Origin of the sequence: Pontitalea aquivivens (assembly GCF_046507575.1) — a bacterium.
Classification (GTDB): Bacteria; Pseudomonadota; Alphaproteobacteria; order Rhodobacterales; family Rhodobacteraceae; genus Pontitalea; species Pontitalea aquivivens.
The window spans coordinates 48631-74811 of record NZ_JBKFEY010000014.1 but is presented as its reverse complement, the minus strand read 5'-3'; the positions used below and the strand labels follow the sequence as shown (position 1 = coordinate 74811).

Annotated in this window: 28 protein-coding genes and 1 pseudogene; 13 read left to right on the top strand and 16 right to left on the bottom strand. The window is 67.6% G+C overall.

Annotated elements, in window-relative coordinates:
- Nucleotides 1–142: 142 nt before the first annotated feature.
- A complete protein-coding gene (locus ACK8OU_RS14105; RefSeq protein ID WP_410304056.1) occupies nt 143–1324 on the bottom strand; it encodes a cytochrome P450 in 1182 nt (393 codons plus the stop codon).
- Between the two features lie 20 nt (nt 1325–1344).
- The gene (gene tgt, locus ACK8OU_RS14100) at nt 1345–2475 is read right to left on the bottom strand and encodes a tRNA guanosine(34) transglycosylase Tgt (RefSeq protein WP_410304055.1); all 1131 of its coding nucleotides are present in this window, start codon (nt 2473–2475) and stop codon (nt 1345–1347) included.
- A gap of 163 nt (nt 2476–2638) precedes the next feature.
- On the opposite strand from tgt, the gene ACK8OU_RS14095 reads away from it, so the two are divergent.
- The 3 genes from ACK8OU_RS14095 (at nt 2639) to tpiA (ending at nt 4308) form a co-directional block, all read left to right on the top strand.
- Complete coding sequence (locus tag ACK8OU_RS14095; protein WP_410304054.1) at nt 2639–3004, top strand: SUF system Fe-S cluster assembly protein; 366 nt, start codon at nt 2639–2641, stop codon at nt 3002–3004.
- Between the two features lie 26 nt (nt 3005–3030).
- On the top strand, nt 3031–3390 hold the full coding sequence (locus ACK8OU_RS14090; protein WP_410304053.1) for a HesB/IscA family protein: 360 nt from the start codon (nt 3031–3033) through the stop codon (nt 3388–3390).
- Nucleotides 3391–3561: 171 nt separating this feature from the next.
- Nucleotides 3562–4308, top strand: a complete 747-nt coding sequence (gene tpiA / locus ACK8OU_RS14085; RefSeq protein WP_410304052.1) for a triose-phosphate isomerase — start codon at nt 3562–3564, stop codon at nt 4306–4308.
- A 41-nt stretch (nt 4309–4349) separates the two neighbouring features.
- Here tpiA and ACK8OU_RS14080 read toward each other — a convergent pair whose 3' ends face one another.
- Complete coding sequence (locus ACK8OU_RS14080) at nt 4350–4970, bottom strand: thiamine phosphate synthase (protein WP_410304051.1); 621 nt, start codon at nt 4968–4970, stop codon at nt 4350–4352.
- A gap of 101 nt (nt 4971–5071) precedes the next feature.
- Between ACK8OU_RS14080 and ACK8OU_RS14075 the strand changes: the two genes are divergently transcribed.
- The 3 genes from ACK8OU_RS14075 to ACK8OU_RS14065 all read left to right on the top strand — a co-directional run bounded on the left by ACK8OU_RS14075 (nt 5072) and on the right by ACK8OU_RS14065 (nt 8648).
- A complete protein-coding gene (locus ACK8OU_RS14075; protein ID WP_410304050.1) occupies nt 5072–5806 on the top strand; it encodes an RNA methyltransferase in 735 nt (244 codons plus the stop codon).
- A gap of 230 nt (nt 5807–6036) precedes the next feature.
- Nucleotides 6037–7176, top strand: a complete 1140-nt coding sequence (gene ctaA / locus ACK8OU_RS14070) for a heme A synthase (protein WP_410304049.1) — start codon at nt 6037–6039, stop codon at nt 7174–7176.
- The gene (locus ACK8OU_RS14065) at nt 7176–8648 is read left to right on the top strand and encodes a carboxypeptidase M32 (protein ID WP_410304061.1); all 1473 of its coding nucleotides are present in this window, start codon (nt 7176–7178) and stop codon (nt 8646–8648) included. Before ctaA ends, ACK8OU_RS14065 begins: the two co-directional genes overlap by 1 nt.
- Before the next feature lie 106 nt (nt 8649–8754).
- On the opposite strand, the gene ACK8OU_RS14060 is transcribed toward ACK8OU_RS14065, so the two are convergent.
- The 10 genes and pseudogenes from ACK8OU_RS14060 to ACK8OU_RS14015 form a co-directional block, all read right to left on the bottom strand.
- Nucleotides 8755–10143, bottom strand: a complete 1389-nt coding sequence (locus tag ACK8OU_RS14060) for a cytochrome P450 (protein ID WP_410304048.1) — start codon at nt 10141–10143, stop codon at nt 8755–8757.
- The gene (locus ACK8OU_RS14055; RefSeq protein WP_410304047.1) at nt 10140–11432 is read right to left on the bottom strand and encodes a hypothetical protein; all 1293 of its coding nucleotides are present in this window, start codon (nt 11430–11432) and stop codon (nt 10140–10142) included. The genes ACK8OU_RS14060 and ACK8OU_RS14055 overlap by 4 nt, the downstream gene beginning before the upstream one ends.
- A gap of 60 nt (nt 11433–11492) precedes the next feature.
- On the bottom strand, nt 11493–12185 hold the full coding sequence (locus ACK8OU_RS14050; protein ID WP_410304046.1) for a M48 family metallopeptidase: 693 nt from the start codon (nt 12183–12185) through the stop codon (nt 11493–11495).
- A 31-nt stretch (nt 12186–12216) separates the two neighbouring features.
- A complete protein-coding gene (locus ACK8OU_RS14045) occupies nt 12217–12861 on the bottom strand; it encodes a DedA family protein (protein WP_410304045.1) in 645 nt (214 codons plus the stop codon).
- Nucleotides 12858–13202 (bottom strand): hypothetical protein, encoded by a 345-nt coding sequence (locus tag ACK8OU_RS14040; protein ID WP_410304044.1) that lies wholly within the window; start codon nt 13200–13202, stop codon nt 12858–12860. Before ACK8OU_RS14040 ends, ACK8OU_RS14045 begins: the two co-directional genes overlap by 4 nt.
- Entirely contained in the window at nt 13199–14380 is a 1182-nt protein-coding gene (locus ACK8OU_RS14035) for a vWA domain-containing protein (protein WP_410304043.1), read from the bottom strand. Before ACK8OU_RS14035 ends, ACK8OU_RS14040 begins: the two co-directional genes overlap by 4 nt.
- An 11-nt stretch (nt 14381–14391) precedes the next feature.
- On the bottom strand, nt 14392–14556 hold the full coding sequence (locus ACK8OU_RS14030) for a hypothetical protein (protein WP_410304042.1): 165 nt from the start codon (nt 14554–14556) through the stop codon (nt 14392–14394).
- Nucleotides 14557–14712: 156 nt separating this feature from the next.
- Nucleotides 14713–15693: a methyltetrahydrofolate cobalamin methyltransferase gene (locus ACK8OU_RS14025; protein ID WP_410304041.1), complete on the bottom strand. Its 981-nt coding sequence runs from the start codon at nt 15691–15693 to the stop codon at nt 14713–14715.
- 2 nt (nt 15694–15695) lie between these two features.
- Nucleotides 15696–16487: pseudogene (locus ACK8OU_RS14020) on the bottom strand (methylenetetrahydrofolate reductase); the annotation flags it as partial.
- Nucleotides 16488–16505: 18 nt separating this feature from the next.
- Nucleotides 16506–16847, bottom strand: a complete 342-nt coding sequence (locus tag ACK8OU_RS14015; RefSeq protein ID WP_410304040.1) for a virulence factor — start codon at nt 16845–16847, stop codon at nt 16506–16508.
- 350 nt (nt 16848–17197) lie between these two features.
- On the opposite strand from ACK8OU_RS14015, the gene ACK8OU_RS14010 reads away from it, so the two are divergent.
- Together ACK8OU_RS14010 and ACK8OU_RS14005 are read left to right on the top strand one after the other, a co-directional pair.
- Entirely contained in the window at nt 17198–18313 is a 1116-nt protein-coding gene (locus ACK8OU_RS14010) for a Ppx/GppA phosphatase family protein (RefSeq protein WP_410304039.1), read from the top strand.
- Complete coding sequence (locus ACK8OU_RS14005; RefSeq protein ID WP_410304038.1) at nt 18313–19116, top strand: RlmE family RNA methyltransferase; 804 nt, start codon at nt 18313–18315, stop codon at nt 19114–19116. Before ACK8OU_RS14010 ends, ACK8OU_RS14005 begins: the two co-directional genes overlap by 1 nt.
- Before the next feature lie 155 nt (nt 19117–19271).
- On the opposite strand, the gene ACK8OU_RS14000 is transcribed toward ACK8OU_RS14005, so the two are convergent.
- Genes ACK8OU_RS14000 through ACK8OU_RS13990 form a run of 3 tightly spaced genes read right to left on the bottom strand, consistent with a single transcriptional unit; the run spans nt 19272 to nt 20756 of the window.
- Nucleotides 19272–19859 (bottom strand): HD domain-containing protein, encoded by a 588-nt coding sequence (locus ACK8OU_RS14000; protein WP_410304037.1) that lies wholly within the window; start codon nt 19857–19859, stop codon nt 19272–19274.
- Nucleotides 19856–20095, bottom strand: a complete 240-nt coding sequence (locus tag ACK8OU_RS13995; protein WP_410304036.1) for a hypothetical protein — start codon at nt 20093–20095, stop codon at nt 19856–19858. Before ACK8OU_RS13995 ends, ACK8OU_RS14000 begins: the two co-directional genes overlap by 4 nt.
- A gap of 1 nt (nt 20096) precedes the next feature.
- Complete coding sequence (locus tag ACK8OU_RS13990; protein WP_410304035.1) at nt 20097–20756, bottom strand: alpha/beta hydrolase; 660 nt, start codon at nt 20754–20756, stop codon at nt 20097–20099.
- Nucleotides 20757–20951: 195 nt separating this feature from the next.
- Here ACK8OU_RS13990 and iscR point away from each other — a divergent pair, with 195 nt between their 5' ends.
- The 5 genes from iscR (at nt 20952) to ACK8OU_RS13965 (ending at nt 26180) form a co-directional block, all read left to right on the top strand.
- On the top strand, nt 20952–21410 hold the full coding sequence (gene iscR, locus ACK8OU_RS13985) for a Fe-S cluster assembly transcriptional regulator IscR (protein WP_410304034.1): 459 nt from the start codon (nt 20952–20954) through the stop codon (nt 21408–21410).
- Between the two features lie 106 nt (nt 21411–21516).
- On the top strand, nt 21517–22578 hold the full coding sequence (locus ACK8OU_RS13980) for a cysteine desulfurase family protein (protein WP_410304033.1): 1062 nt from the start codon (nt 21517–21519) through the stop codon (nt 22576–22578).
- Between the two features lie 39 nt (nt 22579–22617).
- On the top strand, nt 22618–24132 hold the full coding sequence (sufB, locus tag ACK8OU_RS13975) for a Fe-S cluster assembly protein SufB (protein ID WP_410304060.1): 1515 nt from the start codon (nt 22618–22620) through the stop codon (nt 24130–24132).
- 18 nt (nt 24133–24150) lie between these two features.
- Complete coding sequence (sufC, locus tag ACK8OU_RS13970) at nt 24151–24906, top strand: Fe-S cluster assembly ATPase SufC (protein ID WP_410304032.1); 756 nt, start codon at nt 24151–24153, stop codon at nt 24904–24906.
- The gene (locus tag ACK8OU_RS13965) at nt 24906–26180 is read left to right on the top strand and encodes a SufB/SufD family protein (RefSeq protein WP_410304031.1); all 1275 of its coding nucleotides are present in this window, start codon (nt 24906–24908) and stop codon (nt 26178–26180) included. The genes sufC and ACK8OU_RS13965 overlap by 1 nt, the downstream gene beginning before the upstream one ends.
- Nucleotide 26181 lies beyond the last annotated feature (1 nt).

Below are 26181 nucleotides of genomic sequence, written 5' to 3'. Positions count from 1 at the left end.
GGGGGGCCCCCCCCCCCCCCCCGGGGGGGGGGGGGGCGGGGGGGGGGCCCCCCCCCCCCCCCCCCCCCCCCCTGTCCGCAGGCCCAGGGCTGGGGGCGCTGCCCCCAGACCCCCGGGATATTTGGTCAAAGCCGAAGGGGGATCACCAGGCGACCTCCAGCCGGTCGAGCCCATGGAAATGGTACAGATCGGCATAGCGCGGTGGTGCGGCCAGGCGCAGGCCGGGCAGGCGCCGGAACAGGATCGGCAGGGCGGTCTGCAGTTCCAGCCGGGCCAGCGGGGCACCGATGCAGAAATGCGTGCCTGCGCCAAAGCTGAAATGGGTCCGCGCCGGGCGGTCGGGCTGAAAGCGGGCGGGCGCGTCCCACAGGGCGGGGTCGCGGTTGGCGGCGGCCAGCAGCAGGCCGATGCGATCGCCGCGGCGGAATTTCTGGCCCGACAGGTCCAGATCGGCATGGACCCAGCGCGTGAACAGATGCAGGGCCGGATCGTGGCGCAGGATCTCTTCCACGGTGCCCAAGGTCCGTTCGGGGGACAGGCTGGCTGCGGGGATGCGCTGTTTCAGCAGGGTTTTCACGCCATTGCCGATCGTGTGCACGGTGGCTTCGTGGCCCGCGTTCAGCAGCAGGATGCAGGTGGCGATCATTTCCCCGGTGGACAGGGTGGTGCCGTTGTCCTCGGCGGCGATCAGCTGGCTGATCAGGTCATCGGCGGGGTGGCGGCGCTTGTGGGCGATATATTCGGTCAGGAAGGCCACGAAGTCCTGCGTGGCGGCGACGGCGGCCTCTTCGGTCGCGCGGCTGCGGCGGGCCTGATACATGGCCACCATCGCATTGGACCAGCGCAGCAGGTCGTCCGCGCGATCTTCGGGCACGCCCAGCAGGCGGGCGATCACGATGACCGGCAGCGGCTGGGCGAAGCCCTTGATCAGATCGCAGCCGCCTGCGGGCAGGGCGTCGATCAGCCGATGGCAGAGCGTGGTGATTTCGGGTGCCAGCCCCGTGATCCGGCGCGAGGTGAAAGCGCGCAGCACCAGCCCGCGCAGCCGTGTGTGGCGTGGCGGGTCGAGTTCCAGCATCGAATGCGCCTCGACCGCGTAAAAGGGGGCGAGGTGTTCGGGGATCGGGGGCGCCAGCTCTGCCGGGGCCTCGCGTCCCAGCCGGCGGTCGCGCAGCGCCGCGCCCACCACTGCGGCGCTGGCGGTCACCGGCAGGTCATAATCGGCCCAGTGCACGAACGGCCCCGCGGCGCGCAGGCGTTCGTAGAACGGGTAGGGGTCCTGCACGAAGACCGGGTCCGTCGGGGATTGCCAGAGCGTCTGCATCGCGGGCCCCTTTCTGCGGTCTAGAGCGGTTCGATGTCGCCCGCCGCGCGGGTGGCGTGGAAATCGCGCACGAAATCGGCCAGCCTGCCTTGCGCGATGGCGCCGCGCAGGCCCGCCATCAGTTCCTGATAGTAGTGCAGGTTGTGCCAGGTCATCAGCATGGATGCGATGATTTCCTGGCTGCGATAGACATGGTGCAGATAGGCGCGTGAATAGCTGCGGCAGGCCGGGCAGGTGCAATCGGCATCCAGCGGGCGGGGGTCATCCTGATGGCGGGCGTTCTTGATGTTGACGACGCCGTGGCGCGTCCAGGCCTGCCCCGTGCGCCCCGAGCGCGAAGGCAGCACGCAATCCATCATGTCCACCCCGCGCTCCACGGCACCGACGATATCATCGGGCTTGCCTACGCCCATCAGATAGCGCGGCTTGTCTTCGGGCAGGAAGCCGGGGGCATAGTCCAGCACGCCGAACATCGCCTGTTGCCCCTCGCCCACGGCCAGCCCGCCGATGGCATAGCCGTCAAAGCCGATCTGTTTCAGGGCGGTGGCCGATTCCTCGCGCAGGTCGCGGGTGACGCCGCCCTGCATGATGCCGAAGAGCGCGTATCCGGGGCGGTCGCCGAAAGCATCGCGCGACCGCTGCGCCCAGCGCATCGACAGGCGCATGGATTTCGCCACCTGGTCGTCCGTGGCGGGCAGGGCGGGGCATTCGTCGAAGGCCATCACGATATCGCTGCCCAGCAGGCGCTGAATCTCCATGCTGCGTTCGGGGGTCAGCATGTGCCTGGACCCGTCGATATGGGATGAAAACCGCACGCCTTCCTCGGTCAGCTTGCGCAGGCCTGACAGGCTCATGACCTGGAACCCGCCGCTGTCGGTCAGGATCGGCCGGTCCCAGTTCATGAAACGGTGCAGCCCCCCCAGCCGCGCGATGCGTTCGGCGGTGGGGCGCAGCATCAGGTGATAGGTGTTGCCCAGAAGGATGTCGGCCCCGGTCGCGCGCACCGAATCCGGCAGCATCGCCTTGACGGTGGCGGCGGTGCCCACCGGCATGAAGGCAGGTGTGCGCACCTCGCCCCGCGGGGTGGAAATCACGCCCGTGCGCGCCCGCCCGTCGCGCGCCTTCACCTCGAAACCGAACCGTTGCACCATCGGGGCCTCCTGTCGCGATCAGCCGCCTTGAATAGAGATTTCGCGGCCCTTGCCAAGCAAAACCCGCCCGCGGCACCCCGATCGGCGCGGCATTTTCGCGTCCCTCTGGACCTTGGCGCGGAATTCCCTATATGTTTTCTCGACAATCGCGCGAGACATAGCCATGACCCCAGATACCGCCGCGCCCGTTGAAGGCACGCCGCTGATCCGCCCCTCAAGCACCGAACATCCGCTGTATGACAGCGTGGTCGAGGCCTGCCGGACCGTGTTCGACCCGGAAATTCCGGTCAATATCTATGACCTTGGCCTGATCTACACGATCGACATCAATGACCAGAATGAGGTGGACATCGTCATGACCCTGACCGCGCCGGGCTGCCCGGTGGCGGGTGAAATGCCCGGCTGGGTCGCCGATGCGGTCGAACCGCTGGACGGGGTGAAACAGGTCAATGTCCAGATGACGTTCGAGCCGCAATGGGGCATGGACATGATGTCCGATGAGGCGCGTCTGGAACTGGGCTTCATGTAAGCCCCCCTTCATTGCCGGAGCCGATGATGTTTGCCATTCCCGGAAAACCCCCTGTTACCCTGACCCCCGCCGCCATCGACCGGATCGCGCGGCTGATGGAACGCGAAAATGCCGCCGGCTTCCGCATCGGTGTCAAGAAGGGCGGCTGCGCGGGCATGGAATATACGATGGAAGTGGCCGCCGAGGCGGGCCCCATGGACATCGTGGTCGAGGATGGCCCGGCCCGCGTGCTGATCGCGCCGATGGCGCAGATGTTTCTGCTGGGTACGGAAATCGACTATGAAACGGGCCTGCTGGAATCGGGCTTCCGGTTCCGCAACCCCAATGTCACCGAATCCTGCGGCTGCGGCGAATCGGTGACATTCGGCGATATGGCCGGGGGCTGACGCCCCCCGGGCGGCCCCGCCTTCCCGCAACGGCTTGCCAGACAGGCCAGGCAGACAAAAGGCCAGGCCGGGCACGCCGGCCGGCCCCTTGCACCGGCCCCTTGCACCGGCCCCTTGCACCGGCGCGCCGCTGCGGTCAGACTCGGGGCAGGCAAGACAAAGGGACAGACGATGCGCAGAAAGCTGGCGGCGGGCAACTGGAAGATGAACGGCACGGGCGACAGCCTGGCCGAAATCGCGGCGCTGCTGCGGGCCCATCCCGAACCGGGCTGCGAGGTGCTGATCTGCCCCCCCGCCACGCTGATTTCGCGCGCCTGCGCGGCGGTCGGGGCCGCCCCCATCCGCATCGGCGGGCAGGATTGCCATATGGCGGATGCGGGCGCGCATACCGGCGACATCTCGGCCCTGATGCTGGTGGATGCGGGGGCCAGCCATGTGATCCTGGGCCATTCCGAACGCCGGGCCGATCATGGCGAAGGGGATGCGGTGGTGCGCGCCAAGGCGCAGGCGGCGCACCGCGCGGGGCTGGTCGCGGTGATCTGCGCGGGCGAAACCGGGACCGAACGCGACAGCGGCGCCACGCTTGAGGTGATCGGCCGCCAGCTGTTCGGATCGACCCCCGACGGGGCCACCGGCGCCAACACCGTGATCGCCTATGAACCGGTCTGGGCGATCGGTTCGGGCCGCACGCCGACGCTGGCCCAGATCGCCGAGGTGCATGACTTCATCCGGTCGGAACTGCTGGGTCGCTTCGGCGCCGAGGCGGCGCAGATCCGCATCCTTTATGGCGGTTCGGTCAAGCCCGCGAATGCCGCGGGGATCTTTGCCACATCGAATGTCGATGGCGCGCTGGTGGGTGGTGCCAGCCTGACGGCGGCGGATTTCGGCGCGATCGTCAACGCGCTGGAAAACGCCTGACGCCTTTGCCCCGGCGCCGCCTGTCGCGGCGCCGGACACCTTCACCCCATCGCGGCGGTCAGCGCGCGCAAGGCCGCCACCGGGTCTTCGGCGGACCAGATTTCCTCGCCGATGGCGAAGAAATCGGTGACCGGGGCAAATTCCGTCACCAGCGCCGGCGTCAGCGCGCCTTCGGCCACCACCGGCACCTCGATCATCTCGGACCACCAGGCGAACAGGTCGCGGTCCGCCCGCGCGCCGGTGCCCAGCGCGGTTTCGCCCACCGGACCAAAGCAGACGTAATCCGCCCCCGCCTCGCCCGCGTTCATCCCGTCATGGCGCGACTGGCCGCAATAGGCGCCGACGATCGCATCCGCCCCCAGTTCCTTGCGCGCCGCGCGCAGGTTGCGCGCCCCGTCCGACAGATGCACCCCATCCAGCCCGTGGCGTTCCACCAGCTTCAGATGGTTCTCGATCACCAGCGCCACATCGCGTTCATGGGCGACCATGCGGCAGGCATCGGCGGCCCGTCCGATCAGATCCTCATCCCGGGTCGCCAGCGCCAGACGGATACAGGCCACCTCGGCGCTGTCCAGCACCCGGGCCAGACGGTCGGCGAATACATCTGCCTCAAAGGCGGGCGGCGTGATCAGATAGAGCTGCGGGCGGTCTTCGGCGGCCATTCGGGGCTCCTTTCCAGGGTCTCGTGCCTTCCTAGCGCAAGCCGCCCGCCCTTGCCAGTGGCCCCGCGCGGGCTTATGGCGGCGCACCGAAAGGAACCGCCATGCCCCATGATCAACCCGTCTTCATCCTTGTCCGGCCCCAGATGGGCGAAAACATCGGCGCGGCCGCCCGCGCCATGCTGAACTTCGGGCTGGACCGGATGCGGCTTGTCGCGCCCCGCGACGGCTGGCCGAACCCGCGCGCGGTGGCCATGGCCTCGGGCGCGGCGGGGCGGGTGCTGGACCGGGCCGGCGTCTTTGCCGACGTGCCCGCCGCGATCGGCGATTGCGATTTCGTCTTCGCCACCACCGCGCGCAGCCGCGAACTGACCAAGCCGATCCACACGCCCGAAAGCGCGATGGTCCAGGCCCACAGGCTGATCGCGCAGGGCGCGCGGGTGGGGGTCTTGTTCGGCCCCGAACGCACCGGCCTTGAAAACGACGATGTCAGCCGCGCCAATGCGATCATCACGGTGCCCGTCAACCCGGAATTCCCCTCGCTCAACCTGGCGCAGGCGGTGCTGCTGACGGGCTATGAATGGATCCGCCCGCAGACCGCGCAGCCGGCCATCGACCCGGGCCTTGCCGGGGCCGACATCGCCAGCCGCCTCGAGGTGGAAAAGCTGGGCGATCATTTCGAACAGCGGCTTGACGCGGCGGGTTTCTTCTTTCCCCCCGAAAAGGCCCCGAACATGAAGCTGAACCTGCGCAACATGTGGTCGCGCATGCCCTTCACCCGCGCCGATGTGCAAACCCTGCACGGCATGCTGCGCCAGATCACCCGCAACCGCCCCTGAGTGCCGCCACCAGATCCCGGCGCGCTTTCATCTTGCCCGAAATACCTCGGGGGGTGAATTGGCGCATCCGCGCCAAGAGGGGGGCAGCGCCCCCCTGCACCCGGCGTCCATCATCCCCCAGGCATCCTCCCTTCGTCCGCCCCTTCGTCCGCCCCGGCGCCTGCCGCATGCCGTTCCCCTTGCCGCCCCGCCCGCCGCGCCCTAGTCTCCCGCCCAGCAAGGAGTCCGCCATGAGCCAGAAACGCAGTATTTTCGAAAATGTCGAAACCAGTACCCGCACCGCGCCGCAAGGAGGCATGATCGATGCCCGCCCCCGGGGCGCGCGCCGGGGGATCCGGGGCTGGCTCATGGTGCTTTTCGCGCTGGTCGTGGTGATGATCGCGGTGGGCGGGGCCACGCGGCTGACCGATTCCGGCCTGTCGATCACCGAATGGCGCCCCGTCACCGGCGCGCTGCCACCGCTGTCGCAGGCCGACTGGCAGGTGGAATTCGACAAGTACCGCCAGATTCCGCAGTATGAACTGGTCAACAAGGGCATGACGCTGGATGACTTCAGGTTCATCTACTGGTGGGAATGGGGCCACCGGCAACTGGGCCGGCTGATCGGTCTGGTCTGGGCGGCGGGCTTCGTGGGCTTCTGGGCCAGCGGGCGGATACCGGCGGGCTGGCGCGGCCGGCTTCTGGGGCTCGGCGCGCTTGGCGGGCTGCAGGGGGCGATCGGCTGGTGGATGGTCTCCTCGGGGCTGGACGGGCAGATGACTTCGGTCGCCTCGTACCGGCTGGCCGCGCACCTGGGGCTTGCCTTCGTGATCCTGGGGCTGATCGCCTGGTATGTCTTCCAACTGTCACGCCCCGAATCCGATCTGCTGCAGGCGCGCCGCCTGGCGGAACCGCGCCTGTTCCGCCTGTCGACCGGGCTGATGCATTTCGCCTTCCTGCAGATCCTGCTGGGCGCGCTGGTCGCGGGGATCGATGCGGGGCGCGACTATATCGGCTGGCCCACGATGGGTGGCGAATGGATCCCCGATGCGATCTGGGACGCGGAACTGGGCTGGCGCAATTTCTTTGAAAACCCCGCGCTGGTGCAGTTCATCCACCGCATGGCGGGCTATCTTCTGCTGATCTTCGGCGCCATCGCCTGGGCGCGTGGCCGCCGCTCGGCCCATGCCGCGACGCGGGTGGCGTTCGGCTGGATGGGCGCGATGCTGCTGGGCCAGGTGGTGCTGGGCATCGTCACGGTGATCCACGCCGCCCCCCTGGAACTGGGCCTTGCCCATCAGCTGGGCGCGGTGATCCTGTTCGTGCTGATCCTGCGGGCGCGCCATCTGGCACGCTATCCGATCGTGCAATCCATCCGGGGGAAAAGATGATGACCGCCTATGCCGATCTGATGGCCTTCCAGCGCGAAACCGAGGCGCTGTCGATGATCGCCGAGCGTCTGGGCTGGGATCAGGAAACCATGATGCCGCGCGGCGCGGCGGCCCAGCGGGCCGAGGAAGCGGCCGCGCTGGAAATGGTGCTGCACGCGCGGCGCACCGATCCGCGCATCGGTGACTGGCTGGCCCGGGCCGAGGCCCCCGATGCCGCCGGTGCCCGCGCGCTCGACCTGATCGGGCGGTCCTGCAACCGCAACGCCCGCATCCCCGCGCGGCTGGCCGCAGAACTGGCGCGGCTGACCTCGCTGGCCCAGGGCATCTGGGCCGAGGCGCGCGCCGCCGAGAAACCGGCCGATTTCCTGCCCACCCTGGCTGATGTGGTGCGGCTCAAGCGCGAAGAGGCGGCGGCGCTGTCGGACGGGGGCGATCCCTATGACGCGCTGCTGGACGATTACGAACCCGGCGCCACCGGGCAGGGCATCGCGGCGATGTTCGACCGGATGCGCCCGCGTCTGGTGGCGCTGCGCGCGGCCGTGCTGGGCGCGGATCGCCAGCCCCCCGCGCTGGACCACGTCTTTCCCGAAAACGCCCAGCTGCGGCTGGCGCGGATCTGCGCCACCGCCTTCGGCTATGACTGGACGCGCGGGCGGATGGATATCGCGGTCCATCCGTTTTCCTCGGGCGCGGGGCAGGATGTGCGCATCACCACCCGGATCAGCGAAACCGATCCGTTCAACTGCCTCTATTCCACGATCCATGAGGTGGGCCACGCCTGCTATGAACTGGGCATCGACCCCGATTACCACCTGACGCCGCTGGGGCGCGGGGTGTCGATGGGCGTGCATGAAAGCCAAAGCCGGATCTATGAAAACCAGCTGGGCCGGTCGACCCCCTTCACCGGCTGGCTGTTCCAGCGCATGACCGAGGCCTTCGGCGATTTCGGCGTGGCCGATGCGGCGCAGTTCCACGCGATCGTCAACCGCGTCGCCCCGGGTTTCATCCGCACCGAGGCCGATGAGCTGCATTACAACCTGCACATCATGATGCGCTTCGATCTGGAACGCGACCTGATCAACGCGCGCCTCGACGTGGCCGATCTGCAAGAGGCCTGGAACAGCCGGTTCCAGACCGATTTCGGCGTCGCGGTCACGCGCCCCTCGCAGGGGTTCTTGCAGGATGTGCACTGGTCGGTGGGGCTCTTTGGCTATTTCCCGACCTATACGCTGGGCAATGTCTATGCCGGTTGCCTGAACAAGGCGATGCGCGCGGCGGTGCCGGATGTCGATGCGCGCCTGTCCCAGGGCGATGCGGGCCCCGCGACCGGCTGGCTGCGCGAGGCGCTGCAACGCCACGGTGGCCTGCGCCCGCCAGCCGAAACCATCACCCGGGCCTGCGGCTTTGCCCCCACCGAGGCCCCTTTGCTGGACTATCTCGAAGACAAGTTCCGCGCGATCTACGGGCTCTGACCGCGCGGGGGGCTCTGCCCCCGTCCTGCGGACTCCCCCGAGGTATTTTCGGCAAGATGAAGGCGCGTTGTTTCATCTTGCCGAAAATACCTCGGGGGTGAGGCCGTCAGGCCGAGGGGGCAGAGCCCCCTTGTCGCGGTTCAAGCCGCAGCCAGATCCCGGCCTTGGCCCGTACCGTCAGATGCGCGGCCGGGACGGCGGGGCGGTCGGGCAGCGCCTGCAGGCGGAAGGCGCGGGCGATCATCGCCAGCAGCAGCGGGCCTTCGACCATCGCAAAGCCGGCGCCGGGGCAGATCCGGGGGCCAGCCGAAAAGGGGATGAAGGCGCCGCGCGGGCAGGTGGCCGCGCCATCCCAGCGCGACGGGTCAAAGGCGTCGGGGGCCGGCCACAGCCGTTCGTGGCGGTGCAGATGCCAGGGGCTGATCACGATCTGGGCGCCGGGGGCAATCGCGCGGCTGCGGAATGTCTCGGGCCGGGTCGTTTCGCGCAGATACATCGGCACCGGCGGATAAAGCCGCAGCGTTTCGCGAAAGACCGCGCGGGCGATTGGCAGGCGGTTCAGATCGGCCAGGCTGGGGGGGGCGGTGTCGGGCAGGCTTGCGGCCTCGGCGGCGATGCGATCCTGCCACTCGGGATAAAGGGCCAGCATGCACAGCGCCCAGGCCAGGGCCGAGGCCGAGGTTTCGTGCCCGGCAAGAAAGAAGATCGCCACCTGATCCACCATTTCGTCGGTCTGAAACAGCAGGCCGGTTTCCGGGTCCGGCGTGGTCATGATCTTGGTGGCCAGGTCGTCGGGGGCGGTTCCCCGGGCGATGCTTGCGGCGCGTGCCGCGGTCAGGCGCGTCAGCAGGGCGCGGATGCGCGCCGCGCTTTGGCGCGTGGCGCGGCTGTGCAGCCGTGGCATCCAGCGCGGCAGCGGCAGGAAGGCGGCCAGGTTGAGCATCGGCTGGGCGCGCTGATGGGCGCGGAATTCGTGAAAGACCGCGTTTGCGGTGACATCGGTGATCGGGATCGAGAACAGCGTTCGAAAGATCACATCCGCCGCGACATGGGATGTTTCAGTTTCGATTTCAATGGGTTGTGGACCTGTCTTCGCGTTCAGGCGGGCAAGGCTGTCCTGGCCCGCGGCCCAGATCAGCGGCAGTGTGTCGCGCAGCCGGCCGCCTTCGAAAGCGGGGTCGATGATGCGTCTTTGCCGCGCCCAGGTGGCGCCATTGGTGACAAAGATGGACTGGCCCAGCAGCGGTGCCAGCCCTTCGCGCAAGCGGTTCGATTTCGGGAAATCGTGGGGGCGGCGTTTCAGGACCAGATCGACCAGATCGGGATCGTTGCACAGGTAGGAGCGAAAGAAGGGTGTGCGAAACTCGGCCATCCAGGCGCGATAGAGCCGTGCGGGCTGGGCTGACAGGATATCGCTGCGAAACAGCCGCAGATAGCGCCAGAGGCTGACGCGGTCGGGCCGGGCGGGTGGTTTCGGGGGCAGGGGCGTGGTCATGCGGGGTCGCGGTATCGGTTGACGGGGGTCTCGATCCGGCTGTGCGAGGGGGCGCGCCCGGCAAAGCGGTCGGCAAGCGTCATCGGGCCGGCGGTGATGCGGAAATAATCGTAGGCGCCCGGTATCGCGGGCAGGTTGTCGAAGGCGCAGAGATACTGGAAATGCAGACGGAAGAAGCGCCAGCGCAGCGCCTTCCAGCGCGCGGGTGACAGGGTCTGGCTGAAGGCGGCCGAGATCACCAGCGGCCAGCGTTTGTCCGCGGGCGCCACGCCCGTGACCGCGACCGGATCGCACAGCGCAAAGGCGCAGCCATCGCCCGGGGCGGTCACATCGACCCAGGTCAGCGCGGGGCTTGCGGCCAAAAGCCGCAGATCGGCGCGCAGCGCCTGCGCGCGCGGCAGGAAGCTGACCATGGGCACCACCTGCCCCAGCGACAGGAAGGACAGCACCGGCGGGGGCTCTGCCCCCGCGCCCCCGGGATATTTGGACAAAGCCGAAGGGGGCAGGCGGTTTTCGCGGATCAGCCGGGCCAGCACCGGGATGGCCAGATGCGCGCCCGAGGAATGGCCGACGATCAGGACCTCATCCCAGGGGGCGTGCAACGCGGTCTCGATGTCGGTGGCGAACTGGTCGAGGCGCGCGTGCAATGCGGGCGGGGTGGCGCCGCGATCGCGGGCGGTGAAGGCATAGTCATGCATCAGGTAATAGGCAAAAAGGTGGCCATCGCGTGCGCGAAACCAGCGCAGCAGGGCCAGGCCGATGGCCAGGGCCGTGGCCAGGCCGAGCGCCAGGCCTGCGATGGACCCGGCACCGGGCCAGAGCCGCGTGGCAAACCCTGCGGCCAGCGCGCCCAGTGCAAGGCCCGCCGCCAGAGCCAGCGCGGCCTGGGCCAGCAGCATTGCAACGGGGTAGAGTGCCGCGATCACCGGCCCCTTGCGCAGCCGCATCAGCCGCGTCAGCGCGCCAGAGGTCACATAGATCCATGAGGTGCGGATCAGTTGCCCATAGGTCGCGGCGATCGACTGGCCCATGCTGGCGCGCACGATGTCCGACCAGGGCAGGACGGTGATTTCGGTTTCGGTGGCCTGACCGTCCTGGGTTGAGCGCACGCGCCAGCCAAAGCCCGGTGCGGTGCCCGGGGTCAGGGTCAGGTCATAGCCCGACAGGGCCGCCTGGGCCGCGCCTTCACGGCGGTAGAGTTCGCGGTAGCGGCGGGGGGGAATCGGGTCATAGCCGGGGATGTAGAACACCCGGCGGCGGTTTACCCTGCGCGTCACGTCTGCGGTCATCGTACCTCACACCGGGGCGAGGCTAGCGGCAAAGCGGGGCAAAGGGTAGGGGGTGTGGCATCAGGCGCGGTCCAGGCCCCAGCGCGTCTCATTCGCCTCGATCGCGGCGATGCGTTCGGCCGATTTCGGATGCGTCAGAAGCCAGGCCGGGATGCCTTCGCCCGCGTTGCGCGTCAGCGCGTCCAGCTTGGCGAACAGCGATTTTTGCGGCCCGGTGCCGATGCCTGCCTTGACCAGCAGCGCCGAGGCATATTCGTCGGCCTCGAATTCGTCGCGCCGCGACAGGCGTGCGGCCAGCGCCGTGGTCAGCAGATTGGCGATCCAGATGCCGATGAAGGGCAGGAACCGGCCCAGCAGCGTCATCAGCAGCACCCGCAGCGCGTTCTGGCCGGTGAAATCGATCATCCGGCGCCGCGCATGGCCCAGCGCGACATGCCCCAGTTCATGGGCGACCACCGCGGCCAGTTCCTCGGGCAGGATCTGGCCCGCGCGGTATTTCTGCACGAAGCCGCGGGTCAGGAACACCCGGCCATCGGGTGCGGCCAGGCCGTTGACCGGATCGACATCGAAGATGAAGACCGGCACCCGGGGCAGGCCAAGCGCCAGCGCAAGCCGGGCCAGCACCGGGCGCAGGCCGGGATCGTCCAGCGGGCGCGACCGGGCATCCAGCTGCCGGCCCAGTTGCCAGGCCGAGAATTGCCACAGCACAAGGCCGTAGAGGATCAGAAGCAGCAGGGGCAGGAATTTGATCATGGCGCAGATGTGGGGCGGATCGGGGGCCGGGTCAATGGCGGTTGCGGGGTCTTGCGCGTGCACCCTTGCGCGCGGCACGCCACAGGCGCGCGCCCAGATAGGCGGCCACGGCGGTCGCGCTCAGCGCGCCGATCGCATCGCCCGCCAGCGCGGTCGCGGCCTGCAGATTGGCGCCGAAGGCAACCCCCAGCCCCACATAGACGCCGACCCAGACCGCCTCGCCCGCGGCGGCGGCCAGGCCAAAGCGGGGCGCATCATAGCCCGCGGCGCCCGCGGCAAGGTTCACCCAAGGGCCCAGCGGCGAAAACAGCCAGCGTGTCAGGAACACGGTCGCGGTGCCGCGCGTCTTCAGCCGCGCGGCTGCCTCGCGCATCAGGCGGCCTTTGCGGCTGGTGGGGGCGGGCAGCCAGCGCCCGGCGCGCCGGCCCAGCCGATAGCCCAGCTGATCGCCCGCGATCGCCCCGCCCCAGGCCGCGCCCGCAACCGTGCCCAGCGCCAGATCGCCCGCGCCGACAAAGGCGCCCGCCGCGATCATCAGGACCGAGGCGGGAACCGGCAGCGCCAGGCAGGACAGGAAGGTCGTCAGCCCCACCAGCCAGGGGCCCCATTGCGGCAAAAGCGCAAGCGCGGTGTCGGCCAGGCCAGTGGTCAGGCCAGTGGTCAGGCCCGCGGTCATGGCGCCTTGCCCAGGTCGGGCAGGGCGGCGGCCAGATCCGCCAGCAGCCGGTCTTCGGGAATCGCGCGGGCGCGGGCCAGCTGGGCCAGGGTCACGCCGCGCGCGGTGCCCGGGTCAAGCCCCAGATGCGCCGCCAGCGCCGCCGGGTCCAGCTGCCAGCTGCGCGCCAGATAGCCCATCGTCATCCAGCCTTCGGGCGTGGCACGGCGATGCGCGGGATCGGACCAGTAGAAGGCCGCCACCGTCAACCGCACCGCAAAGACCAGCACCAGCACCAGCGCCAGACCAAAGCCCAGGATCGCCAGCCGGTGGCGGCGCCACAGCTGTGCGACACGCCTCATCCCAGGGCCTTCATCGCGCCGGTGATGCCCTGCAGCGTCAGCGGAAACATCCGGCCGTCAAACAGCTGGCGGATGATCGCGGTGGATTGCGTATGGCCCCAGCCGCGTTCGGCCACCGGGTTCAGCCAGACATTGTCGGGCCATTGTTCGCGCGCCCGCGTCAGCCACAACGCGCCCGGTTCCGCGTTCCAGTGTTCATTGGCCCCGCCCGCATGGGTCACCTCATAGGGGGACATGGCCGCATCGCCCACGAAGATGCATTTGTAATCGGGGCCATAGCGGTTCAGCACCTCCCAGGTCGGGATCTGTTCGTCCCGGCGGCGGCGGTTGTCGCGCCAGACCGCCTCATAAAGGCAGTTGTGGAAATAGTAATGTTCCAGATGCTTGAATTCGGCCTTGGCGGCGGAAAACAGTTCCTCGACCAGCCGGATGTGGCTGTCCATCGACCCGCCCACATCCAGAAACAGCACCACCTTGACGGCATTGTGCCGTTCGGGCCGGGTTTTCACGTCGATGAAGCCCGCGTCGGCGCTGGCGCGGATCGTGGCGGGCAGGTCCAGTTCCTCTTGTGCGCCGTGCCGCGCCCATTGGCGCAGCCGCTTCAGTGCGACCTTGATATTGCGCGTGCCCAGTTCCACCGTATCGTCGAAATCGCGGAATTCGCGCTTGTCCCAGACCTTGACGGCGCGTTGGTGGCGGCTTTCGGCCTGGCCGATGCGCACGCCTTCGGGGTTATAGCCATAGGCGCCAAAGGGCGAGGTGCCGGCGGTGCCCACCCATTTGTTGCCGCCCTGATGGCGGCCCTTCTGTTCTTGCAGCCGCTGGCGCAGGGTTTCCATCAGCTTGTCAAACCCGCCCAGCGCCTCGATCCGGGCCTTTTCCGCATCGCTCAGGTGCTTTTCGGCCAGCTTGCGCAGCCAGTCTTCGGGCAGGTTCAGCGCGTCCAGCACGGCTTCGGGCGTGATCGCTTCCAGGCCGCGGAAGGTTTCGGCGAAGGCGCGGTCGAACCTGTCCAGGTGGCGTTCGTCCTTTACCATCGTGGCGCGGGCGAAATAGTAGAACCCGTCCAGATCATAGGTGCACAGCCCCGCCGCCAGTCCTTCCAGAAAGGACAGGTATTCGCGCAGGCTTACCGGAACGCCGCCACGGCGCAGGGTGCCGAAGAAGGGCAGGAACATCGCCGCCGCCCCTACCAGGCGCGGTCGATCATCAGCGTCACGAACAGGCCGGCAAGGCCGAAGGCAATGGCGTGAACGGTGGCATATTGCGCCCGGTCAAAGCCGTTGCCACCGCGCCTGACCGCGCGGCGATAGCCGATGATGGCGCCCAGAACTGCTGCGATGGTGTAGATCATGCCTGCCCCTATTGCTAACCCGGCCGGGCAGGTCCGCGCGGCCCTGTCCCGGCGCCAAAGCCATAGCGCGCCAGACTGGCCGAGTCGAGCCGCGCCTGTGGCCCCGGCCCCCAGCCAGCGCCAGACCGCGTGCCAGACAGCATGCCAGACAGCGTGTCAGCCGCGCGCGCGCCGCCGTCCTGCGCGCCCCGTCCCCGCAGCGGCGGCCGCGGCCGCGGCTTCGGCAAAGTCCGCGCCCGGCTTCATCGCCTCAAGGATGCGGGCGAACCGGATCCAGTCGCCGCCGTTGGGGTCGTGATCCATCAGCAGGTTGGCGGCGCGGATCGCCTCCATCTCGGGGGCGCGCACGGGGTTCATGATCGCGCTGGTCATGCCCGCGCCGATCGCCATCGGCAGGAAGGCCGCATTCACCCCATGCCGGTGCGGCAGCCCAAAGCTGATGTTCGAGGCGCCGCAGGTCGTGTTCACCCCCAGTTCCGCCCGCAGCCGCCGGATCAGCGTGAACACCTGCCGCCCGGCACTGGCCATCGCGCCCACCGGCATCACCAGCGGATCCACCACGATGTCATGCGCCGGAATGCCGTAATCGGCCGCGCGCTGCACGATCTTTTTCGCCACGGCAAAGCGCACGTCGGGGTCTTCGGAAATGCCGCTGTCGTCGTTGGAAATCGCCACGACCGGCACGTTGTATTTCCGCACCAGGGGCAGGACCAGGTCCAGCCGCTCTTCCTCGCCGGTGACGGAATTCAGCAAGGGCCGGCCCGCGCAGGTTTCCAGGCCCGCCTTCAGCGCCTCGGGGACCGAACTGTCGATGCACAAGGGTACATCGACCAGCGCCTGCACCCGCGCGCACAGGTCGCGCATCAGCGGCGGCTCGACAAAGTTGTTGTCGGCATAGCGCGGGTCCTGGGCCATCCTGTTGGAAAACACCGCGCCCGAATTGATATCCAGCACCGTCGCCCCGCAGGCCACCTGTTCCAGCGCGTCGCGTTCCACGGTGCTGAAATCGCCTGCCTCCAGCTCGGCGGCCAGCTTCTTGCGGCCCGTGGGGTTGATGCGTTCGCCGATCACGCAAAACGGCTCGTCAAAGCCGATCACCACGGCTTTCGTTTTCGATTCCAGAACGGTGCGGGTCATGATCAGCCTTTCGTGTGGTCCGCCAGCCAGGCGGCCGTGGTCGCGATCCCCCCAAGGGGGAACAGATGCACCGAGCCGATGCCGAAGGCGGGGCTGGCCGCCTTGTGCGCGGCCAGGGCGGTCAGAAACGCGGTCGGCTCAAAGGGCAGCAACAGCCGCGTCACATCGCGCGCGCGCCGTTGCAGCACGCGGATGCTGGGCCCCACGCCACAGGCCACGGCGAATTTCACCAGCGTCTGCAGCCGCGCGGGGCCCGCCACGCCGATATGGATCGGCAGGTCGATGCCATCGGCCGCCAGCCGGTCCGCCCAGGCAATCACCGGGGCGGGGTCAAAGCAGAACTGGGTGACGATCGCCATGCGCGCATCGCTGCGCGCGGCAAAGGCCTGTTTCAGGCGCAGCGCCTCCATCACCATCCGGTCCGAGCCATCGGGGTCGATGTCGCGGTTGCCCTCGGGGTGGCCGGCCACATGCAGCCGGGTAAAGCCTTCAAACAGCCCCGTGTCCAGCAGCTGCATGGCATTGTCGAAATCCCCCGCGGCCTGCGACCGCCCGCCGCCCAGCACCAGCGCCCCGGACACGCCCGCCTCGGCGCGATAGCGCGCAATCCAGTCGGCCAGCGTCGCCCGGTCGCGGATCAGGCGGGCGGGCAGATGGGGCATCGGCGCAAAGCCTTCGTCACGCAGGCGCCGCGCGGTGGCGACCATGTCCCCGATCGGGGTGCCGTCGATATGGGCGATATAGACCCGCGTGCCAGCCGGCAGAAGCGGGCGGAAATCCGCAATCCCGGCCGCGGCGAAAGTCCAGCAATGTCATCCGGTTTCCCCCGTATCGGCGCCGGGCGCATCCCAGCCATCCCGCGCAACCAGCCGCGCCAGCCGCGCCGCGTCATATTCGCCGACCAGCCGCGCCACCTCTGCCACCGCCGCCGCCGCCGCATCCCCGCCGGGCCGGGTGCCCGCGGGCCGCCTGCGCCACTCGGCCAGATAGGCATCGGCATCGCGCGCGCCCACCTTCATCGCACAGCGGTCGATCGCCTGTTCGAACCGTTCGGGCAGCGCGATCTTGATCGCGCCCCGTCCCTGGCCCGCGATGACCTGTGCGGGAATGTCGCGCCAGCAGATGATGGTGATCCTGGTGGTGCTTTCGGTCATGGTGATTCCCTTTCCCCCACAGATACGCCCGCAAGCGCCAGCCGCGATGACGGTTTTCGACATGTTGCGCGGGCTTGGCGACCTTTGGTGCGGGCTCTGCTTTCGGCTTTGCGAAAATATCCCGGGGGGTGAGCGGCTTTGCCGCGAGGGGGGCAGCGCCCCCCTGCCGCCGCCTGCCATGACGCACTGCCGTTTTCCCGTCACGCCCCCGTATGCCGGCCCCGTATGCCGGCCCCGTATGCCGGCCCCGATCCCGGCCCCGATCCCGGCCCGCATCCTGCCGCCCGCTCTTGCATCGGCGGATCGCTGCCACTACCTTGGGGACAACTTGAAATCGGAGGGCGTGCAAGATGGCGCCCAGGCGTCCCCGGTCCGCGGGCGCGTTCCCGAAACCGGTAGAGCGTCCCGCGACCCAACCCGCCGAGTCGGGCGAGCTTTATGCTGCGCTTGATCTTGGCACCAACAGTTGCCGCATGCTGATCGCCTGTCCCAGGGGCAATCAGTTCCATGTGGTCGACAGCTTTTCCAAGGCTGTCCAGCTGGGCCAGGGGCTTGAAGCCTCGGGGCGGTTGTCGCGTGCCTCGATGGCGCGCACGGTGCAGGCGCTGCAGATCTGCCGGCGCAAGATCGAATCCCACGGCGTCAAGCGCATGCGCCTGGTCGCGACCGAGGCCTGTCGCCGCGCCAGCAACGCGCGCGATTTCCTGCGCTTCGTGCGTCGCGAAACCGGCCTGCCGCTGGAAATCATCAAGCCCGAGGAAGAGGCGCGGCTGGCCGTGATCTCTTGCGCCTCGCTGGTCAATCCGCGCACCGAACAGCTTCTGGTGGTCGATATCGGCGGGGGCTCGACCGAACTGGTCTGGATCGACCTGTCCGATGTGCCCGCCCCCGAACGCGCCCGCGCGATCATGCGGCTGTCCTCGGGGCTGGATGCCGCGCGCGAAGACCCCGGCTCGGCCCGGGTGGTCGACTGGATTTCCGTTCCGCTGGGGGTGGCCACGCTCAAGGACCAGTTCGCCGATGTCGAGGATGACGCGGCGCGCTTCGCGCTTATGAGCTGGTTCTTTGAAGAGAAACTGGCCGATTTCTCGCCCTACAGCGCCGGATCGCCGCGCGAGGGGTTCCAGATCATCGGCACCTCGGGCACGGTCACAACGGTGGCGGCCTGCCATCTGGGGCTGCGCCGCTATGACCGCAACCGCGTTGACGGGCTGCGCATGTCCAGCCTGCAGATCGACGCGGTGATCCGCGATTTCCTGTCGCTGGGTCCCGAAGGGCGGCGCACCGATCCGCGCATCGGGCGTGACCGGCACACGCTGATCATGTCGGGCGCGGCGATCTTGCAGGCGCTGATGCGGGTCTGGCCCACCGATCGGCTGTCGGTCGCCGACCGCGGCCTGCGCGAGGGGCTTTTATATGCACTGATGGCCGCCGATGGCGTGCTGGAAGAACCGGGGACGATCTGATGACCAAGACACCGACGGGTAAAGACGGGGCGGGTAAAGGCGGCGCGGGTAAAGGCGGGGCTGGCGCGCCCAGGAACACCTCGGGGCGGGGCCAGCGCGACCTGCGCGTGCGGGTCAAGACCGCCAAGGGGCGCAAGCTGTCCTCGACGCTGTGGCTGGAACGCCAGCTGAACGATCCTTATGTGCAGCGCGCCCGGAAAGAGGGATACCGCGGCCGCGCGGCCTACAAGATCCTGGAACTGGACGACAAATACCGCTTCCTGGTGCCCGGCGCGCGGGTGGTCGACCTGGGCTGCGCGCCCGGGGGCTGGTGCCAGGTGGCGGTCGCGCGGGTCAACGCGCTTGGCGAGAAATCGGGCAAGAAGGTGGGCACCGTGCTGGGCGTCGACCTGCAAGAGGTCGCCCCCATCGCGGGCGCGGAAATCCATCAGCTCGATTTCCTGGCCGATGGCGCGGATGAACAGGTCAAGCAATGGCTGGGCGGCAAGGCCGATGTGGTGATGTCGGACATGGCCGCGGCCTCGTCCGGCCATCAGGGCACGGATCACCTGCGCATCATCGCGCTGTGCGAAGCGGCCGCCGAATTCGCCTTTGACGTCCTGGAAGAGGGCGGGACCTTCGTGGCCAAGGTGCTGGCGGGCGGCGCCGAGAACGAGCTGCAGGCGATCCTGAAGAAGAACTTCAGCAAGGTCGCCAATGTCAAACCCCCGGCCAGCCGGTCCGACAGTTCCGAGAAATTCGTGGTGGCCCAGGGCTTCCGCGGCCGCCGCCACGAAGGTGCGGGCGCTGCAACCGACGCCTGATTGGGACGGGATCCGCCCGGGTAAGGGGGCGCTGCCCCCTCTTTGGCTGCGCCAAATTCACCCCCGAGGTATTTCGGGCAAGATGAAGGCCGCTTCGGATTTGCCGAAATATCCTCCGGGGGTCCGGGGGTGGAAAACCCCCGGGCGGCGGGTGACTAGATCCCGAACCAGCCCCGTGCCCGGGCCGCGACCCAATCCCACAGCGCCGGGGCGCCCCGCGCGATCCGCGATCCCACCCGCGATTCAAGCTGTGGCCAGGTCACATCATATTCCGCCCAGGTGCCCCCGCCCGAGGCGATGTTGTGGATCACCGGCTGCACCCGGTCCAGCGCCCTGGCAAAGACCGCATCGGGGGTCAGGGCGGCCTCGAACTCTTGCCAGAGCGCACGAAGATCGTCGCGCAAGTCATCGGGAAGGATGCCGAAAATACGATCCGCGGCGGCGGCCTCGGCGGCCTGGACGGCAGCGGAACCATGGGCCATGCCATTGGCCGAATGGATCGGCACGTCGCCCACGTCGATTTCCACCAGATCATGCAGCAGCAGCATGCGGATTACCCGGTCGATATTGACCCCGGGCCCCGCCTGATCGGCCAGGACCAGCGCATAAAGCGCCAGATGCCAGGAATGTTCGCCGGAATTTTCCCGCCGCGACCCGTCGGTCAGGCGGGTTGCGCGCAGCACCTGCTTGAGCTTGTCCGCCTCGATCAGGAAGCGGAACTGCGCGTCCAGACGCGCGCTCACCCGGCGTGGCTTTTCTTGTCGCGGCGCAGCGCGGCCAGCCGGTCTTCGATGAAGCGGCGCGCGCGCGTCTCGGAAATGCGCAGCCGGCATGAGGTCATGAACGCCTCTTCCAGCGAGGGCGAGGAGGTGCCGATGACCTTGCCCACCTCGATGTAGAAACGGTCGTCGCCCAGTTCGTCCATCGCGGTCATCACATCGGCGGCCAGCCGGTCGGCCAGATCGTCGACCAGCGCCATGTCAGCGCGACCCTTCCGTCAGGCGGCGTTTGACATAGGCCTGCACGGTGTCGATCATCGGCTTCATATGCGCGTCATCATCCTTGAAGAAATGGTCGGCGCCCTCGACCTCCTGATGGGTGATGGTGATGCCCTTCTGTTCGCGCAGCTTGGCCACCAGCGTCGCCGTGTCCTTGGGCGGGGCCACGCGGTCGGCGGTGCCGTTGATGATCAGCCCCGAAGACGGGCAGGGCGCAAGAAAGCTGAAATCATACATGTTCGCCGGTGGCGCGACAGAAATGAAGCCGGTGATTTCCGGCCGCCGCATCAGCAGTTGCATCCCGATCCAGGCACCGAAGGAAAAGCCCGCGACCCAGCAATGCTTGGAATTGGGGTTCATCGTCTGCAGGTAATCCAGCGCCGAGGCGGCATCCGACAGCTCGCCGATGCCCTGGTCATATTCGCCCTGGCTGCGGCCCACGCCGCGGAAGTTGAAGCGCAGCACCGTGAAGCCCAGCCGGTGAAAGGCATAGTGCAGGTTATAGACCACGCGGTTGTTCATCGTGCCGCCGAACTGCGGGTCGGGGTGCAGCACGATGGCGATCGGCGCATCGGGGGCGGGCTGGGGGTGGTAGCGGCCTTCAAGGCGACCTTCGGGTCCGGGAAAAATGACTTCGGGCATGGATCTTGCCTGGTTCCTGTCGATCTGTCGCAGGTGGACGGGCGGGTCTAAACTTGACGCAATCGCTCGGACACCATAGGACGGGGCCATCTCCGGCGGGATGCCGGACATTCGGGTGCAAGTGAGTTAAGGGGCGAAGGGCGCGGCGTCAATGGCCGTGTCCGCTTTTGCTTTTCAGGGCCGGCGGAGGGTTGGATGAAGCTTTCGACCAAGGGACGCTACGCGATGGTGGCGCTGGTGGATCTGGCGATCGCGGGCGCGGGGCAGATGACCTCGCTGTCCGAAATCTCGCGCAGGCAGGATATTTCCCTGCCCTATCTGGAACAGCTGTTCGTGCGGCTGCGGCGCGCCGGGCTGGTGGCCAGCGTGCGCGGCCCGGGCGGTGGCTATCGTCTGGCGCGCGCGCCCGAAGAGATCCGGATTTCCGAGATTTTCGAGGCGGTGGATGAAACCGTCAGCGCGCTGCATGTGGGGGCGGGGGCTTCGGGCGGGGTGTCGGGCAGCCGGGCGCAGTCGCTGTCGAACCGGCTGTGGGAAAGCCTGAGCGCGCAGGTCTTTGTCTTTCTGCACCAGACCACGCTGGCCGATGTGGCGCGCAATGGGCTGAAGCCCTGTCCGGCGGTGCCGTCGCTGTTTTCGGTGGTGGACGAATGAGCGCGGCGGGCCGCATCCCCGGGCGGCGCGCGGGTGGCTGCGCCGGGACGCTCCGCGGGGAGTATTTGGGCCAAGAAGAAGCCGCAGGCGCGCGGATGGGCGGCTGATGGCGGGGCGGCTTTATCTGGACTGGAATGCCACCACGCCGCTGCGGCCGCAGGCGCGCGCGGCGATGATTGCGGCGATGGATGTGGTGGGCAATCCGTCCTCGGTTCATGCCGAGGGGCGGGCGGCCAGGGCCCTGCTGGAGCGGGCGCGGGCACAGGTCGCCGCCGCGCTGGGGGCCGAGGGGCAGGATGTGATCTTCACCTCGGGCGCGACCGAGGCGGCGGCGCTGGCCTGCGCGGGGCGGGGGCTGCATTGTGGCGCGGTGGAACATGATGCGGTTCTGGCCTGGTGCGAAGCGGATTTGCCGGTGGACCGGCAGGGGCGGGTAGCGGTGACCGATCCGGGCCGCACGGCGCTGCAGCTGGCCAATTCCGAGACCGGCGTGATCCAGAGCCTGCCCGAGGGGCTGGCGGTGTCGGATCTGACGCAGGCCTTTGGCAAGGTGCCGCTGGCGTTCAACTGGCTGGGGGTGACGGCGGGGCTGATTTCTGCGCACAAGCTGGGCGGGCCCAAGGGCGTGGGCGCGCTGGTGGTGCGGCGGGGCACGGATGTGGCCGCACAGCTGCGCGGCGGCGGGCAGGAAATGGGCCGGCGCGCGGGCACCGAAAACCTGATCGGCATCGCGGGTTTCGGCGCGGCGGCCGAGGCGGCGGCGCGCGATCTGGCGCAGGGTGTCTGGGCCGGGGTGGCTGAAATTAGAAAAATTCTAAAATTGGCTCTGGAAGACGCCGCCGAAGATGTTATCTTCCCCGGGTGGGAGATAACGGGAGACGGGGCCGGGCTTTTGCCCAACACGTTGTCGGTGCTGACCCCGGGCTGGAAGGGCGAGACGCAGGTGATGCGGCTGGACCTTGCCGGTTTTGCGGTGTCGGCGGGGTCGGCTTGTTCTTCGGGCAAGGTCCGGGCAAGCCGTGTACTGGTGGCGATGGGGTATGACGAAGCGCAGGCGGGTTCGGCGATCCGCGTGTCGATCGGACCGGGGGTGGGGCGCGAGGATGTCTTGCGCTTTGCCGATGCCTTCGGCGCCGCGCTGAGGCGGCACCGGGCGCGGATGGTCTGAACGCGGGTTCCGCAGGAAGGATGAACGGAAGTGACGCAGGTGGATCAGGAACTGGAAGTCCGTGAGGGCGTGGACCGCGAGACGGTCGAGACCGTCCAGAACATGGGCAGCTACAAATACGGTTGGGAAACCGAGATCGAGATGGAATACGCCCCCAAGGGCGTGAACGAGGATATCGTTCGGCTGATCTCGGAAAAGAACGGCGAGCCCGACTGGATGACCGAATGGCGGCTTCAGGCATTCCGGCGCTGGCAGACGATGGAAGAGCCGCGGTGGGCGATGCTCAACTATCCCGCGATCGACTATCAGGATCAGTATTATTACGCCAAGCCCAAAAGCATGGCCGAAAAGCCCAAAAGCCTGGATGAGGTCGACCCCAAGCTGCTGGCCACCTATGAAAAGCTGGGCATCCCGCTGAAGGAGCAGATGATCCTGGCAGGGGTCGAGGGTGCCGAAGGCATCGCGGCGGATGCGCGCAAGGTCGCGGTCGACGCGGTTTTCGATTCGGTGTCCGTGGGCACGACCTTCAAGGAGGAACTGGCCAGGGCGGGTGTGATCTTCTGTTCGATTTCCGAGGCGATCAAGGAACATCCCGAACTGGTGAAGAAATATCTGGGCAGTGTCGTGCCGCAGACCGACAACTTCTTTGCCACGCTGAATTCGGCGGTGTTTTCCGATGGGTCCTTTGTCTATATCCCGCCGGGCGTGCGCTGCCCGATGGAGCTTTCGACCTATTTCCGCATCAATGCCGAAAACACCGGACAGTTCGAACGCACGCTGATCATCGCCGACAAGGGCAGCTATGTCAGCTATCTGGAAGGCTGCACCGCGCCCAAGCGCGAAACCCACCAGCTGCATGCAGCGGTGGTGGAAATCGTCATCCTTGACGATGCCGAGGTGAAATATTCCACCGTCCAGAACTGGTATCCGGGCGATGAGGAAGGCCGTGGCGGCATCTACAACTTTGTCACCAAGCGCGCCGATTGCCGGGGTGACCGGGCCAAGGTGATGTGGACGCAGGTGGAAACCGGATCGGCGATCACCTGGAAATATCCGTCCTGCATCCTGCGCGGCGAAGCCAGCCAGGGTGAATTCTATTCGATCGCCATCGCCAACAACTGCCAGCAGGCCGATACCGGGACCAAGATGATCCATCTTGGCAAGAACACCCGGTCACGCATTGTTTCGAAAGGAATTTCCGCGGGACGCGCGCAGAATACCTATCGCGGTCTGGTGACGATGCATCCCAAGGCCAAGAACAGCCGCAACTATACCCAGTGCGACAGCCTGCTGATCGGCGATCAGTGCGGCGCGCATACGGTGCCCTATATCGAGGTCAAGAACAACTCGAGCCGGGTCGAGCATGAAGCGACGACATCCAAGGTGGATGACGATCAGCTGTTCTACTGCCGCGCCCGCGGCATGGATGAGGAAGAGGCGGTGGCGCTGGTGGTCAACGGCTTCTGCCGCGAGGTGCTGCAGGCGCTGCCGATGGAATTCGCCATGGAGGCGCAAAGCCTTGTCGCGATCAGCCTGGAAGGCTCGGTCGGGTAACGGATACGGGATAAAGAAATGTTGGAAATCAAAAACCTGCACGTCAAACTTGAAGATGAGGACAAGCAGATCCTGAAAGGGGTCAACCTGACGGTCGAACCGGGCAAGGTCCATGCGATCATGGGGCCGAACGGGTCCGGCAAATCGACGCTGTCCTATGTTCTGTCGGGCCGCGACGGCTATGAGGTGACCGAGGGCGACGCCACGCTGGAAGGCGCCGACCTGCTGGAGATGGAGCCCGAGGAACGCGCCGCGGCGGGCCTGTTTCTGGCCTTTCAGTACCCGGTCGAAATTCCGGGTGTCGGCAACATGACCTTCCTGCGCACTGCGGTGAACGCGCAGCGCAAGGCGCGCGGGCAGGACGAACTGTCGGCCGGGGAATTCCTGAAGGCGGTGCGCGAAAAGGCCAGGACGCTGAAGATCGACGCCGAGATGCTGAAACGGCCGGTGAACGTGGGGTTCTCGGGCGGGGAAAAGAAGCGCAACGAGATCCTGCAGATGGCGATGCTGGAACCGAAGATGTGCATCCTGGATGAAACCGATTCCGGGCTGGACGTTGACGCGATGAAGCTGGTGGCCGATGGCGTGAACGCGCTGCGCGATGCGGGGCGGTCTTTCCTGGTAATCACGCATTATCAGCGGCTTCTGGACCACATCAAACCCGATGTGGTGCATATCATGGCCGATGGCCGCATCATTCGCACCGGCGGGCCGGAACTGGCGCTTGAGGTTGAACAGAACGGCTATGCCGACATTCTGGCGGAGGCGCAGTGATGGCGGTGCCCCAGGCAAAGGCCGGCGCGCGGCTGGATGCGCTGGAAACGGGGCCGGGCTTCGGCGCGGCGCGGACGGATGCGCTGGCGCGCCTGCGGGCGATCGGCCTGCCGGACCGGCGCGACGAATACTGGCGCTACACCGATCCGGCGACGCTGAACGCCGGGGCGGCGCCCGTTGCGCAGGTGTTCGATGCCAGCGATGAGGCGCCGCTGTTCGATGCGCTGGACCGGGTGAAGCTGGTCTTTGTCGATGGCGTCTTTGACGCGGCGGCATCCGATGATCCGGTGCTGGCCGGGGTGGAAATCCTGCGTCTGGCCGATGCGCCGGATCTGTCCTGGGCCAACGGGCTGTACGGCACGCTGGAAACCGCGGGCCAGACCCCGGTGGCGCGCCCGTTCGCGGCGCTGAACACGGCGGCCGCGACGGATGGCATCCTGATCCGCGCAACGGCCCGGGCGGCCAAGCCGGTGCACCTGATTTATATCCATGAATCAGAGATTTCCGACCCGATCCTGCACCATCTGGTGAAGATCGAGCCGGGCGCCGAGCTGACGCTTCTGGAATCGGGCCCGGCGGGCGCACGCTTCAACAAGGTGATTGAGGTCGATGTGGCCGAGGGCGGGCGCTTTCACCACATTCGCGTGCAGGGGCGCGATCATCAGCGCCGGGCGGTGACGCATCTGTTCACGCGCGTCGCGGCGGGTGCGCTGTTCAAAAGCTTCACGCTGACCGCCAATGGCGTTCTGACGCGCAATGAATGCGTGATCGACATCGCGGGCGACGATGCCGTGGCCCATGTCGCGGGCGCCGCCCTTGGCGATGGCGCGACCGGCGCGTTCCACCATGACGACACGGTCTTCATCACCCACGGCGCCGAACGCGGCGAAAGCCGGCAGGTGTTCAAGAAGGTGCTGAAACACGGCGCGGTGGGCACCTTCCAGGGCAAGATCCTGGTCAAGCCCGGCGCGCAGAAGACCGACGGCTATCAGATCAGCCAGTCGTTGCTGCTGGATGACGACAGCCAGTTCCTGGCCAAGCCCGAACTGGAAATCTATGCCGATGACGTGAAGTGCAGCCACGGATCGACCACCGGCGCGCTGGATGAAACGGCGCTGTTTTATCTGCGTTCGCGCGGGGTGCCGCAGGAAGAGGCGGTGGCGCTTCTGGTGCTGTCCTTCCTGGCCGATACCATCGCCGAGATCGAGGATGAGGATATCCAGGCCGAGATCGTCGCGCGGCTGGAGGCCTGGCTGTCCCGGCATCGCGGCTAGG

What these genes read in the sequence shown, in the direction of transcription:
- ACK8OU_RS14105 (WP_410304056.1), bottom strand. Translation starts at nt 1,324, where the DNA reads ATGCAGACGCTCTGGCAATCCCCGACGGACCCGGTCTTCGTGCAGGAC.
- tgt (WP_410304055.1), bottom strand. Translation starts at nt 2,475, where the DNA reads ATGGTGCAACGGTTCGGTTTCGAGGTGAAGGCGCGCGACGGGCGGGCG.
- ACK8OU_RS14095 (WP_410304054.1), top strand. Translation starts at nt 2,639, where the DNA reads ATGACCCCAGATACCGCCGCGCCCGTTGAAGGCACGCCGCTGATCCGC.
- ACK8OU_RS14090 (WP_410304053.1), top strand. Translation starts at nt 3,031, where the DNA reads ATGTTTGCCATTCCCGGAAAACCCCCTGTTACCCTGACCCCCGCCGCC.
- tpiA (WP_410304052.1), top strand. Translation starts at nt 3,562, where the DNA reads ATGCGCAGAAAGCTGGCGGCGGGCAACTGGAAGATGAACGGCACGGGC.
- ACK8OU_RS14080 (WP_410304051.1), bottom strand. Translation starts at nt 4,970, where the DNA reads ATGGCCGCCGAAGACCGCCCGCAGCTCTATCTGATCACGCCGCCCGCC.
- ACK8OU_RS14075 (WP_410304050.1), top strand. Translation starts at nt 5,072, where the DNA reads ATGCCCCATGATCAACCCGTCTTCATCCTTGTCCGGCCCCAGATGGGC.
- ctaA (WP_410304049.1), top strand. Translation starts at nt 6,037, where the DNA reads ATGAGCCAGAAACGCAGTATTTTCGAAAATGTCGAAACCAGTACCCGC.
- ACK8OU_RS14065 (WP_410304061.1), top strand. Translation starts at nt 7,176, where the DNA reads ATGACCGCCTATGCCGATCTGATGGCCTTCCAGCGCGAAACCGAGGCG.
- ACK8OU_RS14060 (WP_410304048.1), bottom strand. Translation starts at nt 10,143, where the DNA reads ATGACCACGCCCCTGCCCCCGAAACCACCCGCCCGGCCCGACCGCGTC.
- ACK8OU_RS14055 (WP_410304047.1), bottom strand. Translation starts at nt 11,432, where the DNA reads ATGACCGCAGACGTGACGCGCAGGGTAAACCGCCGCCGGGTGTTCTAC.
- ACK8OU_RS14050 (WP_410304046.1), bottom strand. Translation starts at nt 12,185, where the DNA reads ATGATCAAATTCCTGCCCCTGCTGCTTCTGATCCTCTACGGCCTTGTG.
- ACK8OU_RS14045 (WP_410304045.1), bottom strand. Translation starts at nt 12,861, where the DNA reads ATGACCGCGGGCCTGACCACTGGCCTGACCACTGGCCTGGCCGACACC.
- ACK8OU_RS14040 (WP_410304044.1), bottom strand. Translation starts at nt 13,202, where the DNA reads ATGAGGCGTGTCGCACAGCTGTGGCGCCGCCACCGGCTGGCGATCCTG.
- ACK8OU_RS14035 (WP_410304043.1), bottom strand. Translation starts at nt 14,380, where the DNA reads ATGTTCCTGCCCTTCTTCGGCACCCTGCGCCGTGGCGGCGTTCCGGTA.
- ACK8OU_RS14030 (WP_410304042.1), bottom strand. Translation starts at nt 14,556, where the DNA reads ATGATCTACACCATCGCAGCAGTTCTGGGCGCCATCATCGGCTATCGC.
- ACK8OU_RS14025 (WP_410304041.1), bottom strand. Translation starts at nt 15,693, where the DNA reads ATGACCCGCACCGTTCTGGAATCGAAAACGAAAGCCGTGGTGATCGGC.
- ACK8OU_RS14015 (WP_410304040.1), bottom strand. Translation starts at nt 16,847, where the DNA reads ATGACCGAAAGCACCACCAGGATCACCATCATCTGCTGGCGCGACATT.
- ACK8OU_RS14010 (WP_410304039.1), top strand. Translation starts at nt 17,198, where the DNA reads ATGGCGCCCAGGCGTCCCCGGTCCGCGGGCGCGTTCCCGAAACCGGTA.
- ACK8OU_RS14005 (WP_410304038.1), top strand. Translation starts at nt 18,313, where the DNA reads ATGACCAAGACACCGACGGGTAAAGACGGGGCGGGTAAAGGCGGCGCG.
- ACK8OU_RS13995 (WP_410304036.1), bottom strand. Translation starts at nt 20,095, where the DNA reads ATGGCGCTGGTCGACGATCTGGCCGACCGGCTGGCCGCCGATGTGATG.
- ACK8OU_RS13990 (WP_410304035.1), bottom strand. Translation starts at nt 20,756, where the DNA reads ATGCCCGAAGTCATTTTTCCCGGACCCGAAGGTCGCCTTGAAGGCCGC.
- iscR (WP_410304034.1), top strand. Translation starts at nt 20,952, where the DNA reads ATGAAGCTTTCGACCAAGGGACGCTACGCGATGGTGGCGCTGGTGGAT.
- ACK8OU_RS13980 (WP_410304033.1), top strand. Translation starts at nt 21,517, where the DNA reads ATGGCGGGGCGGCTTTATCTGGACTGGAATGCCACCACGCCGCTGCGG.
- sufC (WP_410304032.1), top strand. Translation starts at nt 24,151, where the DNA reads ATGTTGGAAATCAAAAACCTGCACGTCAAACTTGAAGATGAGGACAAG.
- ACK8OU_RS13965 (WP_410304031.1), top strand. Translation starts at nt 24,906, where the DNA reads ATGGCGGTGCCCCAGGCAAAGGCCGGCGCGCGGCTGGATGCGCTGGAA.